Here is a 12,140-nt window from a genome sequence, read left to right as displayed (position 1 = left end):
TGCCTTGGGCTTCCTCCAGCCAGCCCCTCGCGGGACTAACCTTGCCCTTTGGCTAACCTTCGGCTCTGCGAATACCTGGTACGAGGACTTTCACCTCGCTAGTTAAGTGCCATGCCTGGCACACACGTTTGAAGAGAAAGCCTCGTTTTGCAACGGGGCTTTTTTGTGTCTGGCGTTTGGGCAGAATGACATAGGGGATTCGCTTTCTAAAAGATCTTGGCCCGCCCTTAAAAGCGTGCCGGTTCAAGCTCTGGAATCAGCGGCCACTGGTACCACTACTTAGAAGCCTCGTTAACTCTTAAAAAGAAACAGGGCTTTTTTGTATCTGAGGATTGGGCAGAAAAGACATAGGGGATTCGCTTTCTAAAAGTTCTTCGCCTGCCCTTAAAAGCGTGCCGGTTCAAGACCTTAAATCAGTAGCCACTGATAATTAAATAAATCTGTCCCCATTATTCTGTTCCATTATTCTGTTCGGCAGTGAACAAAGGGCGACTTTGAACATATTGTTAGATCATTTTCTAAGCTGCCTGTTCGGCAGTGAACTTGATGCAATGCCCGACTCGGTTGCTTATCTGTTTCTAAGCTGCCTGTTCGGCAGTGAACCTGAACATTCCAGGTCAAATTCGATCTTACTCTTTCTAAGCTGCCTGTTCGGCAGTGAACCTCTGGGAACAGGCTTTAGGTGATATTGCCGTTTTTCTAAGCTGCCTGTTCGGCAGTGAACACACGCATCGATATAGATACCTGACTCTTTCATTTCTAAGCTGCCTGTTCGGCAGTGAACGACCTACTAAATTGTTGGCATGCTCATCGGTTTTTCTAAGCTGCCTGTTCGGCAGTGAACTTTTTGTTGTCGATGAAGACGCAGACGAACCATTTCTAAGCTGCCTGTTCGGCAGTGAACTCTTCTACCTCGTCATCCATGTTCGGGTCGTTTTTCTAAGCTGCCTGTTCGGCAGTGAACAACGAAAGGATGCGTAAACGCAATAAACCCGATTTCTAAGCTGCCTGTTCGGCAGTGAACCGTCTATGCTCACAGGTATTGGCGTGGTCGAATTTCTAAGCTGCCTGTTCGGCAGTGAACACATGCAAAACAAGGGAATCCAGCCCCACCCTTTTCTAAGCTGCCTGTTCGGCAGTGAACAAGCTGCATCGACGGCGGCCTGATCGGTCACGTTTCTAAGCTGCCTGTTCGGCAGTGAACACCCTCCCCGAGCGCTTCAACACGCTTGATCATTTCTAAGCTGCCTGTTCGGCAGTGAACGATATCAATAGCTTAGCGTTCCGATATCATGATTTCTAAGCTGCCTGTTCGGCAGTGAACGTGAGATTATCGAAGTTTCGGGTGATGACTTGGTTTCTAAGCTGCCTGTTCGGCAGTGAACGTGTACAACCATCATCCCAGATAAAGCCATCTTTTCTAAGCTGCCTGTTCGGCAGTGAACGTCATAAACTCGGCCAGCCCCTCGGTCTGGGCTTTCTAAGCTGCCTGTTCGGCAGTGAACGTGGGTCAACTAGATACATGAATGGTCGTGCTTTTCTAAGCTGCCTGTTCGGCAGTGAACGTACCGGTACGCTCATTTTGTTAGCGTTACTTTTTCTAAGCTGCCTGTTCGGCAGTGAACGGTATGAGCTGCGAAAAGTGCGGCGGTGAAATTTTCTAAGCTGCCTGTTCGGCAGTGAACCCCGATGACCGCCAAGTAATCGGGACTCATGATTTCTAAGCTGCCTGTTCGGCAGTGAACCTGAAGCGCTTCGTTGGTATGAGTTGCCTCCTTTTCTAAGCTGCCTGTTCGGCAGTGAACGGATTGTGATCTGATTGATACTACTGTTAAGGTTTCTAAGCTGCCTGTTCGGCAGTGAACGTATACGAGCTGTTTGACGTGTTGCAGGCAAATTTCTAAGCTGCCTGTTCGGCAGTGAACTATTATGGAGTAAGCGCCCACAACAATATGCTTTTCTAAGCTGCCTGTTCGGCAGTGAACGTTGGCGTCGATCTCATTGGTGAGGTATGCAATTTCTAAGCTGCCTGTTCGGCAGTGAACTCGCTCAGAGGCTAGGCAGATGGTCGTCCAGTTTTCTAAGCTGCCTGTTCGGCAGTGAACGAGTGCACGTTCCCCATAGGAAGCTTTATCATTTTCTAAGCTGCCTGTTCGGCAGTGAACAAATCATTCACACGTTTGAGCCTTCGGAAGATTTTCTAAGCTGCCTGTTCGGCAGTGAACGACGCCGGGCACATTCACGGATGCGAGTGGCCTTTCTAAGCTGCCTGTTCGGCAGTGAACTGTTGTTGCTGGTTTAGGAAGGAACTTCGCATTTTCTAAGCTGCCTGTTCGGCAGTGAACCATATCTCGCCCTGCAGCACAGGGTTATTAGCTTTCTAAGCTGCCTGTTCGGCAGTGAACGACCCGTCACCAGTTGTCGCTGACTTTTTGCGTTTCTAAGCTGCCTGTTCGGCAGTGAACTGAAGTATAGCGCAGAAAAAGATTGCTGCATCAAACACTTAACCAGATATTATCAAAAATACCAATAGTTTTAGCGCTTTCTGCAACTATTTGTTTTTTAAGTAATTTTTAAAGAGCCTAAAATAAAGGGTTAAAACCAAGGGCATAAAGACGACAAATTTATTTATTGAAAGCTGCAAGACCGCTCTCTTTCTCAGCCCCCCTGCCCTAAAAATCATCCCATCACGCCGGCAACGGAAACTCACCATCGACTTTAAACTGAGACAACGGGTAATGCCAGGTTTGGGGAGAGGCTACGGCTTTGAAGGTGACACCTGTGGCGGTCAGTTCGCAGAGCCACTGGGCGGTGGTGTCAGGCTGATTGCTGGTGAACAGCGCGGCGGTATAGAGTGCAGCACATAGCCCGGATTGTATCGACCGGGCAGAACGATATTGAAACGCTTCCACACCGGCCTCACGCATCGCTGCACCAAGGGCCTGTGTGGCGGTGTAGTCCCGGGGGTGGGTAAGCTGATCGGTATAGTTATCAAAGGGTGAATGCTGGAGCTGTATCCCCCGCTGTGCACGGTAGCCGATGGTAAACAGGGTGTGTTCCGTACAGAGCCGCGTGCCGGGTGGCTCGCCCTCCATCGACAGCAGAAACACAAAGCGGTAATAGGCTGATTCGGCCAGTGTCGCTTCCAGTGATTCCCCGCCATAGAACAGGCCGGGTTCATGTTGGCGGCCAAAGCGCGATCCCCACGCCAGAGGAGGATAGCGAAAAGGGGTTTTCAGCAGGTAGTGCAGCTCTGAGGTTATCTCTTCCGGACTCGCTGTTGGATAGCCCGGTTTTGAGAGCTCCAGCAGTTCTTCGAGTATCGCCTGCTCTTCAAGGGTATTAACATAACCGGTGGTTGCCACCTGCTCCTGACTCTCAACCAGCCGGAACAGCGTGCCTGATATCGGCCTTATCTGTTCTGCACCTTGGCAGGCCTGCCAGATCATTACACCTTGCCCCGGATCGCATCCAGATAGGTGACCACCCGCATAAGGCCCTGAACACTCTGGATCTGCTGCGCGGGGATGCCGCCGGTCTGAGTGTTGTTTGAGCGCATGAAGTGTCTGATCCAGTCCTGATTACCACCGGACAGAGCAAACAGCGCCCGGGCAGCCCGAATCAGCAGCAGAGCCAGCTCCCCCCGTTTGGATGCAGGATCCAGTGTACCGCTCTGTTTAAGACGTGATACACCGGTACGATTGATCCCCACCACCTTGCCCAGCTCTTCCTGGTTTAGTGTCAGTTGCTCAGAAGCGTTGAACAGCGCCTTACACAGTACGGCGGCCGGATCAGGTCGTTGTTGCGGTTGTGCAGATAGTTGTACAGTCATAAGCCACCTCCCCTCTGCATACAGTATTCAACTCGTTACGATCGGTCTTATGATAGCCAACATGAGTGCATAAAGCACTATTTTAACCACATATGTGCGTAATGATCATGAACGACTATCTTTTACCAGCCGTCGACCTGCTGATAGAAAAGCCTTCCACCACGGAGAACACAGAGAATGAGAAAAGGGTGCGCCCTTATTTATTAAAAGAAGAAAGTCAGACTCTGTACACGACAGCTCTTGTTTGAGTTTCCTTGCATTAATGATGCTCATAGTTACAGATTGAGGCAGTATGCTACAATTTACTATTAATAACACTGATTAGCAGGAGTGTGTCATGTCCACCGCAAACTTACGTCTTGATCAAGAGCTAGTCTCTAACGCCAAAATCATGGGTGAAGTCATGAGTCGTTCTGCTGCCAAGCAGGTTGAACACTGGGCAAAGATCGGTCGTATCATGGAGGAGAACCCGGATCTGACTTACGAATTTGTGCGCAACGCTATGATCGCAAAGGCTGAAGCTGATGCAGGTCTGGTAGAGGAATACCAGTTTGGCTGAGACAATCAGGATTCTGCAGACCCGCTCTTTCTCAAAAGCAGTTAAAAAACTCAAAGCAAACCAGAAAAAAGACTTAGACAGCGCCGTCAAACAACTACAGATGACCCCGGAGGCCGGAGAGCAAAAGAAAGGTGATCTGGCTTATCTGCGTGTGTATAAGTTCAAAATGGTGAATCAGCTCACACTACTGGGTTACAGCTTCGTAGAGGGCGAACTGACACTACAGCTGATCGCTCTGGGCAGTCATGAAAACTTCTACCGGGATCTTTAGCGTTAACGGCAGCCAGTCACGAAAGAAAGGGCGCTGGGTACGCCCATAATAAAGCAAAGCCAAGGAAACAGATTTGTTTATTAAGATGAAGAAAGGTATCGGGGCAGCCCAACAGTAACCACCCCATCCGCGGCTATCAGTTCACGACGAACAACTGTAATGAGACACCCCGCCAAGCTCACTGAACTCGGACGGCTTCCGACGGTAGTATTTATCTTCAACCGCTTGTGATTGCTCTGCATAGGGTTGGGTCATCACCTCCTGCAGTTCCCGCACCAACGCGTAGTCACCCTCTGCGGCTTGCTGATAGGCAGGGGCAACCAGCCACTCCCGCAAACTGTATTTTGGATTAACCCGTTTCATCTGCTGCGCAATCTCATCACGGGAGCCTGACTGGCTATCGATCAGGGTATTCCATTTTGCCAGCCACGCTGACCAGCGCTGATCCATCGTTTCCGGATCGGCCTGATAGACCGAGCCTTTGTAGAAGCTTTTCTTGAGTGAACTGATGTCGTCAGGCAGATTCGATAGTTCGCGAAAGAGAATGGTGTAATCCACCGGTGTTTGCACCATCAACCCGCCCAGCTCATTGAGCAGTTCTTTGTTAAAGTGTTCCAGCCCGAGTTTGGCGGCCCACATCGCTTCCAGCTTCGCCTGCATCACGGTAGCAAAACCACTGCGAATATCGTCCAGCTGCTGCAAAGCCGCCTCATCTGCGGCCAGCAGCGGCCGCAATGCGGTCCAGAACATGTGGAAGTTTCGCTCCGCAGCGGCGGGCTGATTCAGAAAGGAGAAGTGTTGACCGCCGCCGGTCCAGGGTTGATATTGCGGATCGAACTGCTCACAGAATCCGAACGGACCATAATCGAGGGTGAAACCACCGGCAGCACAGTTGTCGCTGTTAAAGTTGCCCTGACAGTATCCTACGCGGATCCAGTTCGCCACCAGCGAGGTCAGGCGGTCGCGGAACGCGTCCGCGAGCAGCACCACTTTCCCGGCGAGGGACTGGGCGTTGTCAATAACGTCGGCGTACTCTCGTTCGATCAGGTGCAACACGATCATCTCCAGCTCCTGCAGCGCATGGGGATGCGCCTGTTTGCGGGCCCGGCGGGCGAATAGCTCCAGTTGTCCAACCCGCAGGAACGACGGTGCGACCCGGGTCGAGATGGCGACGGGCTCCGCTACCATGGTGTCGGGATCCATCGAGTGCGACCCCTCTGTATACCAGGGTCGTTGAACCTGCTCAATTTTAGACACGTACAGGCTCAGCGAACGGGAGGTTGGCACGCCCAGGGCGTGCATATGCTCCTGCGCCAGAAACTCCCGGACACTGGAGCGCAGCACCGCGCGCCCATCCGCGCCACGGCAGTAAGGAGTCCGACCGCCGCCTTTAAGCTGCATCTCCCAGCGCTGCCCCCTGATCACCGCCTCAAGCACCGAGATGGCCCGACCATCGCCGTAGCCGTTACCGGTTCGGAACGGGCACTGCTGATCGTATTCAGTGCCATAAATGGACAGTGCATAACCACAGGCCCAACCGGCCCTGCGCAGGGGCGCAGGCACCTGAGAGAGATCGCCTGAGAACATCCTCATAAAGTCGTCCGACTGTGCCAGACTGTCAGCGAAACCCAGTTCGCGAAACAGCGCTTTGCTGTGGGTGATGTACTCGGGATCGGCGATTGGTGTGGGTTTCACAGGGACATAGTGGCCCGTAAACACTTGGCGTGGCGCGTGGTCAGCGCCATCGGCTTTGGCATCAGGGTCGGCGTTGAGCCTGTCCATGAGCGAGTAGTTTGCCAACGGTGCGAGATCGTCAAGGGTCGCAACAACAGGTGAGGCTTCCTCGGTCTTTCGATTGTTCATAGGGGTACCTCATGATGCAGCCAGAACAATGATTTCCCTTAATAACAGGTGTGAGGCGTATTATCAGGATCAACCTCTCCATATACCTCTTCAGGGTCCACATCATTCAGCAGCAGGATCTCTCTGACAGTTTCAATATGAGCAAGAACAGCCTGGTAGCGATCACCGTACTCATACTGAGTCACTTCAATTGCTTTGGGCATATAAGTAAAGGCTATTTTTAATGCCTTCAGTGCATCTTCGTCCATCTTTTCACTCATATCAGATCCTGTATATTGAAATTGAATAGACAAAGAAAAGAGTAAAACGTCAGGCTTTGAACGTAAAGGCCCATGCAGAATGCCCGAAGAATTCACGCATAATGAATCATTCACCGCGAAAAGCATTAAGAATCGATGAACACAGCCGGGTTTACACTACAATCCTGGAGAAAATGAGTGGGAAAATCGTCAGAAACAGGAGCACTTTCTTTACAGTACCAAAGACTGGCATAACTATACGATCAAAGCTGATCCAATCAGATAGGCAGTGCAATCAATTTTCCCGCTCGTCCCCGTTTTCCTGCTAGAATGCCGCCCCTTTCACTGCGATCAGCGAAATAACATTATCAGGAGTCTCCCATGTCTAAATGTTTCTATAAAGGTACTCCCGATATTATGGGTCACTACGGTCAGAGCGGTTATAACACCAAAGCAAAGGTTAAGCCGGGTAGCGACAGCAGCCCATTATTACTGACAGTCACCTCGCAAGAGCGCAAGCGGGAAGTGGAAGCGATTGTTGCGGAACATGATCTGGTGGCAACGATAGAGGTCGATGCTGAGGCTGAAGAGAATATCGTCGAACTGACGGCACTGTTAGCGACACCGAAGACCGTGCAGATCGAAAAGACGCCGGAGAGAAACGCGCCCTGTTCCTGCGGCAGTGGTAAGAAATACAAAAAGTGCTGCGGCTAACTCCCCTTATCACAGCAGTTGACGGTGGGCCATCCGAACCGGTCATAAAAAAACCGGCGCAGTCTGATATAACAGGCTACACCGGTTCATTGACGCTGACGTTAGCGGGTTATTTGCAGTTTTCTGCCAGTTCTTTAGCACGCGCATAGACGGCTCGTGCGGGCAGCCCTTTCGCTTCCAGTTCGGCCAGATAGTCTTCAGACGCTTTATCCAACACCGGTTTCCAGGCCGGGTTCTCACTGCCGCTTTCAACGGTATAGATCTCATGCCCCAGCGCTACTGCCTGCGCACGCCCTTTAATATCCGCGTCATCGAACACACCGGCGGCGATCTGAGACCAGGTTTCACCGGAGTTATCATCAATCACCTTTTGCAGATCGGCGGGCATACTGTTGTACACATCCCTGTTCATAGTGACCAGAAACGACAGGGTGTACAAACCACCCACCTCAGTATGTTTTGGTGTCAGCTCATTCATACGGAAGGTCAGTTGTCCCTCCCATGGTAATGCAACACCGTCAATAACACCTCGCTGAACCGATTGAAACGCCTGCGGCGCAGGCATGCCGACAGGTTGTGCCCCCAACCCTTCCAGCAGTTTTGCCACAACCGCAGTAGGGCGACGGATTCTCAGCCCTTCAAAATCAGCCGGTTCTTTAATCATTTTTTCGGTGGTATGAATATGACCGGGGCCGTGGGTGAACAGGAACAGCGGCCGGGTATCGCTATATTCTTCACTGATCAGTTTTTCATCGTACAGGCGCTGAAGAATACAGGATCCCTGAGCCGCACTTTTGGTAATACCCGGCAGTTCAACCACCTGAGTCAGCGGGAAACGGTTGGCAGTATAGCCCTGTACGGTGAGTGACACATCGGCGATGCGACTGGTCACCGCATCATACAGCGCCGGAGGTTTGGCCAGTGTTGAAGAGGGGTACACCTCCACCGCAATACGCCCGCTGGAGTCAGCCATCACTTTATCTGCCCACGCCTGGGCAACATTTTTATGTATCCCCGCCACCGGAGGGAAGAAGTGCGCCAGACGCAAGGTGACATCTGCCGCCTGAACCGTCTGAACCATTGCGCCTGCTGTCAGAGCCAGAACGCTGCCTAAAATTAGTTTTTTCATTGCATAGATTCCATTTAGATTATTTTTGTTTTGTTTTTTCAGGATATAACGCTTATAACCATTTGATTTAAAAGATATATCTAAAAGGTTTTATAAGCTGACGAGCGTTGCTCAACACTCACTGCAACACGCGGACCTGAAGCCGGAAACCGGGATACTGTTCCGTGTCGGGTATGGCCTTAAAACCGCCACCACAACAGAAACCAGAGGATCAGAGAAACGGGGATAGCCCCGATAAGCGTTTTCACCATAAAGCTGCATCGTTAATCTGCCATTCTTATTATTAGAATGATCACTTTAAACCACAGACAATATAAGGAATAATCAGTTTTTAGCCCAAGATATAAAGAATGCGTATATATGAATCCTAACCTGTTGAAACAATTAGCCATCGTCGTTAAACAGGGATCGCTCACCAGTGCCTGTGAACAGCTGCATGTGACACAACCCACCCTCACCCGGAGTATTCAGCAGCTGGAGATGAAGGTAGGAGCCCCGCTGTTAAAGCGCACCCGTTATGGTGTTATTCCCACCGAGATCGGTGCGCGGCTGTCGCAGATTGGTGAGCGGATTCTGGCAGAAACGGTCCGGGGTGAAGAGGTTATCCGCCAGTTTCACAGTGGTTATAAAAGCGAATTTGTTATCGGTATCGATCCACTCTGGGAGTTTGCCACGGTGAGCAGCATGACCGATTACTTTTTGCAGGAGAAACGCTATGCATTTCATTTTCGCACCGGCTCCGCTGCATCACAAATCAACCTGCTACAGAATGGCGAGTTAGATTTCCTGCTGGCGCCGGCACATCTGTCGGTGTCACAGAAATCGCTGGACCGTCAGATTCTGTTCCGTGACCGCTCAGGCATATTTGCCGGGAAGAAATCAAAACTGATCGATTCAAACACGCCGGTGACAAAAGAGGATATCGCCCGGCAAAAGTGGTTTATCGCCGGGGCCAGCGCCGGCTTTCTCGAGAGCCAGACAGAAGTGACCGGAGCCAATGCTGCTCAGATGGCTTTTACCGGCAGCATCCGTTCTGTGATCCACCTTTTAAACACCACCGAGATGCTGGTCTGGTTGCCTGCCCGTTTGGCCCTGATGACAGAGCAGATCGCTCCCGAACAGATGCTCAGGGTGGAAGGCGTCACCTCATCACGGCGGGATATAGCACTGTGGTCATCGCTGGAACACAACGAGCGTCCCGAAGTGCTCAAGGTTCAGGCGCTGATCAGCGACTTTGTGAAGCAACTCGATCAGCAGAGCTCAACCTTTGGCCTTGAGCTATAGTGCAGGTACCTCCTGATAGGTATTGAATCCCCGGCCGTTACATAAGACGATCCCGTGCTGAATATACAATCGGGTGATCTATGAGCTGGACCTCTTTAATACGCAAAATATCCCTGCCGGTGGCACTGCTACTGGGACTGACCGTCATCATCCAGCTGATCATATCCACCCTGCTGATCAACGCCACAACAGAACAGCTGCGTAACACCATCGAACCGGCCCTGAGCAGCGCCGCTCAGGATAAGATGGAAACCTTTGCCAGTGCCGAGAAGTTACGTATTGAAAAACTGTTTACCTCCAACGTACTGGCCGCGACAGGCTATGCCCGTGATATAGCGTTTCTGCGCACGCAGTTTCGCTCACTCTATATCCCGTCGGATGATGTTCGCCATATTATCAACCAGTACATCGCCGGCACGTTGCAGAATAATCCGGATGTCCTCGGCGTCTACGCCGTCTTCCTGCCAAAAGCTCTGGATGGTGCCGATGAAACCCATAAAGGTGAAACCGATCTCGCCTCCAATGACGCCGGGCGTTTCGCTGTCTACTGGGCCCATAACGCTAAAGGCGAAGCGGTTCAGGAGGTGCTCACTGAACAGGCGCTCAGCGACACAACACCCAGCAGCAGCGGACACCCTTACAATAGCTGGTACAGCTGTCCGCTTGAACGCAAAGGTCCCTGCATTATCGACCCCTATACCGATGAAGTGGATGGTAAAAAAACACTGATGACATCGGTTTCCGTACCGATCTACTTTGCAGACCGTCTGGTCGGGGTAGTCGGTATCGATCTGCCACTGTCACAGATGCAGGCATCGGCGCAAGCCTTTGGCCGTAAACTGGCGGACGGTCAGGGCCGGGTGATGCTGATATCAGCATCCGATACCCTGGTGGCCGACAGTCAGAATAAAAGCACTGCCGGACAGAATGTTGCCGAGCTGCTGCCAGACAATGTTCAGCTCAGCCAGCCCCTGACCCGACAGGATGATCAGCGCTACGCCCTGATCCGCCACCTCGATCTGAATAAACTGGCCACCTGGAAGCTCTATATTGAAGTACCCGCCAGCCATGTTTTGCAGCAGGTAGATAGTGTTATCTCAGTACTGAAACAGGGACAAAACAAACAGACCACCGGCGTTATCATTGCCGGATTGCTGATCGTCGTGTTTGGCTCACTGATCGTCATCTGGCTGGCTATCCGTATTACCAAACCACTGCGTCAGGTAACCGATGCATTGGCACAGATCTCCAGTGGCGAGGGCGATCTGACCCAGCGCATAAGAGTGCAATCACAGGATGAGGTCGGCATTCTGGCAGGACATTTTAACCAGTTCGCCGGTCAGTTAGCGGATATGATACAGAGTATGGCCCACTCCATAAAAGAGGCGCTGCACCGATCCGAACATGCCACAAAGCTCGCTTTCAAAACCAACTATGATGTGGAACAACAGCAGCAACAGATTGTCATGGTTGCCACCGCGTCGGAGGAGATGTCCCAGTCGTCGGTTGATGTGGCAAAAAATGCAGCGCACGCCGCCGATGCCTCGCACCGGGCAGAACAAGCCTCGCTGTCGGGGCGGCAATCGATCCAGACTACCACCCATAACATTGAAACACTGGCGCAACAGATGCAGGTCTCAATGTCCCGGGTTGAGGGGCTGGCCGCTGACAGTGAAAATATTGCAGAAGTACTGCTGGTTATCCGTTCGGTGGCTGAGCAGACTAACCTGCTGGCCCTCAATGCTGCAATTGAAGCCGCCCGGGCCGGCGATCAGGGCCGTGGATTTGCCGTTGTCGCCGATGAGGTGAGAGCCCTGGCGGCACGCACGGCAACCTCTGTCAGCGAGATAGAAATGGTGATAAACAATCTGCAAAAAGCCACCCACTATGTGGTCAGCAGCATCCAGGAAAGCTCTTCTTTAGCTAAAGATTCCGCCGTTCAGGTGCTCGATGCCAGCCAGATGTTTGATACGATCGCCACCGCAGTGGAGGAGATCACCCATCGATCGACCCAGATAGCGACCGCAGCCGAAGAACAGAGTATGGTGGCCGGGGATATCAGCCAGACCCTGCAAACCATTCGTACGGTTGCTGAAGAGGTCACCGACCTGGCGAAAGAGTCGGCGACACTGAGCGATGAGATGACCCAGATGGGCCGGGAGCAGAATCAGTTAATCAGCCGGTTTAAGTTTTAAGACTGCGGATCTTTGCGCTCTAAAGCACCTGAAACCGATCGCGCTGGGGGGGAA

At 51.8% G+C, this 12,140-nt stretch carries 10 protein-coding genes and 1 CRISPR repeat array; of the genes, 5 read left to right on the top strand and 5 right to left on the bottom strand.

Annotated features, from left to right (window positions below; genetic code table 11):
* Nucleotides 1–515: 515 nt before the first annotated feature.
* Nucleotides 516–2,465: a CRISPR direct-repeat array (repeat unit 28 nt; unit sequence TTTCTAAGCTGCCTGTTCGGCAGTGAAC).
* Nucleotides 2,466–2,687: 222 nt separating this feature from the next.
* Together JW499_RS17665 and JW499_RS17660 are read right to left on the bottom strand one after the other, a co-directional pair.
* Nucleotides 2,688–3,449: an RES family NAD+ phosphorylase gene (locus tag JW499_RS17665; RefSeq protein WP_205211827.1), complete on the bottom strand. Its 762-nt coding sequence runs from the start codon at nt 3,447–3,449 to the stop codon at nt 2,688–2,690.
* Nucleotides 3,449–3,832, bottom strand: coding sequence for an MbcA/ParS/Xre antitoxin family protein (locus tag JW499_RS17660; RefSeq protein ID WP_205211826.1), 384 nt, complete (start codon nt 3,830–3,832; stop codon nt 3,449–3,451). The genes JW499_RS17665 and JW499_RS17660 overlap by 1 nt, the downstream gene beginning before the upstream one ends.
* A gap of 337 nt (nt 3,833–4,169) precedes the next feature.
* Between JW499_RS17660 and JW499_RS17655 the strand changes: the two genes are divergently transcribed.
* Nucleotides 4,170–4,391: a TA system antitoxin ParD family protein gene (locus JW499_RS17655; protein ID WP_205211825.1), complete on the top strand. Its 222-nt coding sequence runs from the start codon at nt 4,170–4,172 to the stop codon at nt 4,389–4,391.
* Nucleotides 4,384–4,662 carry a type II toxin-antitoxin system RelE/ParE family toxin gene (locus tag JW499_RS17650; protein WP_205211824.1) on the top strand — a complete coding sequence of 93 codons (279 nt, stop codon included), beginning with the start codon at nt 4,384–4,386 and terminating at the stop codon, nt 4,660–4,662. Before JW499_RS17655 ends, JW499_RS17650 begins: the two co-directional genes overlap by 8 nt.
* 141 nt (nt 4,663–4,803) lie before the next feature.
* Here JW499_RS17650 and JW499_RS17645 read toward each other — a convergent pair whose 3' ends face one another.
* Both JW499_RS17645 and JW499_RS17640 read right to left on the bottom strand, forming a co-directional pair.
* Nucleotides 4,804–6,525 carry a protein adenylyltransferase SelO gene (locus JW499_RS17645; protein WP_205211823.1) on the bottom strand — a complete coding sequence of 574 codons (1,722 nt, stop codon included), beginning with the start codon at nt 6,523–6,525 and terminating at the stop codon, nt 4,804–4,806.
* Nucleotides 6,526–6,563: 38 nt separating this feature from the next.
* Nucleotides 6,564–6,785: a hypothetical protein gene (locus JW499_RS17640; RefSeq protein ID WP_205211822.1), complete on the bottom strand. Its 222-nt coding sequence runs from the start codon at nt 6,783–6,785 to the stop codon at nt 6,564–6,566.
* Nucleotides 6,786–7,145: 360 nt separating this feature from the next.
* Here JW499_RS17640 and JW499_RS17635 point away from each other — a divergent pair, with 360 nt between their 5' ends.
* Entirely contained in the window at nt 7,146–7,478 is a 333-nt protein-coding gene (locus JW499_RS17635) for a PBPRA1643 family SWIM/SEC-C metal-binding motif protein (RefSeq protein ID WP_205211821.1), read from the top strand.
* A gap of 109 nt (nt 7,479–7,587) precedes the next feature.
* On the opposite strand, the gene JW499_RS17630 is transcribed toward JW499_RS17635, so the two are convergent.
* Nucleotides 7,588–8,607 (bottom strand): TRAP transporter substrate-binding protein, encoded by a 1,020-nt coding sequence (locus JW499_RS17630; RefSeq protein ID WP_205211820.1) that lies wholly within the window; start codon nt 8,605–8,607, stop codon nt 7,588–7,590.
* A gap of 360 nt (nt 8,608–8,967) precedes the next feature.
* On the opposite strand from JW499_RS17630, the gene JW499_RS17625 reads away from it, so the two are divergent.
* The gene (locus tag JW499_RS17625; protein WP_205211819.1) at nt 8,968–9,891 is read left to right on the top strand and encodes a LysR family transcriptional regulator; all 924 of its coding nucleotides are present in this window, start codon (nt 8,968–8,970) and stop codon (nt 9,889–9,891) included.
* 80 nt (nt 9,892–9,971) lie between these two features.
* Nucleotides 9,972–12,086, top strand: coding sequence for a methyl-accepting chemotaxis protein (locus JW499_RS17620; RefSeq protein WP_205211818.1), 2,115 nt, complete (start codon nt 9,972–9,974; stop codon nt 12,084–12,086).
* Nucleotides 12,087–12,140 lie beyond the last annotated feature (54 nt).

The organism is Amphritea pacifica (assembly GCF_016924145.1).
Classification (GTDB): domain Bacteria; phylum Pseudomonadota; class Gammaproteobacteria; order Pseudomonadales; family Balneatricaceae; genus Amphritea; species Amphritea pacifica.
Note: the sequence above shows the minus strand (reverse complement) of the source record. Positions and strands in the feature narration are given on the sequence as shown.

What these genes read in the sequence shown, in the direction of transcription:
- JW499_RS17635 (WP_205211821.1), top strand. Translation starts at nt 7,146, where the DNA reads ATGTCTAAATGTTTCTATAAAGGTACTCCCGATATTATGGGTCACTAC.
- JW499_RS17620 (WP_205211818.1), top strand. Translation starts at nt 9,972, where the DNA reads ATGAGCTGGACCTCTTTAATACGCAAAATATCCCTGCCGGTGGCACTG.
- JW499_RS17655 (WP_205211825.1), top strand. Translation starts at nt 4,170, where the DNA reads ATGTCCACCGCAAACTTACGTCTTGATCAAGAGCTAGTCTCTAACGCC.
- JW499_RS17645 (WP_205211823.1), bottom strand. Translation starts at nt 6,525, where the DNA reads ATGAACAATCGAAAGACCGAGGAAGCCTCACCTGTTGTTGCGACCCTT.
- JW499_RS17630 (WP_205211820.1), bottom strand. Translation starts at nt 8,607, where the DNA reads ATGAAAAAACTAATTTTAGGCAGCGTTCTGGCTCTGACAGCAGGCGCA.
- JW499_RS17625 (WP_205211819.1), top strand. Translation starts at nt 8,968, where the DNA reads ATGAATCCTAACCTGTTGAAACAATTAGCCATCGTCGTTAAACAGGGA.
- JW499_RS17665 (WP_205211827.1), bottom strand. Translation starts at nt 3,449, where the DNA reads ATGATCTGGCAGGCCTGCCAAGGTGCAGAACAGATAAGGCCGATATCA.
- JW499_RS17640 (WP_205211822.1), bottom strand. Translation starts at nt 6,785, where the DNA reads ATGAGTGAAAAGATGGACGAAGATGCACTGAAGGCATTAAAAATAGCC.
- JW499_RS17660 (WP_205211826.1), bottom strand. Translation starts at nt 3,832, where the DNA reads ATGACTGTACAACTATCTGCACAACCGCAACAACGACCTGATCCGGCC.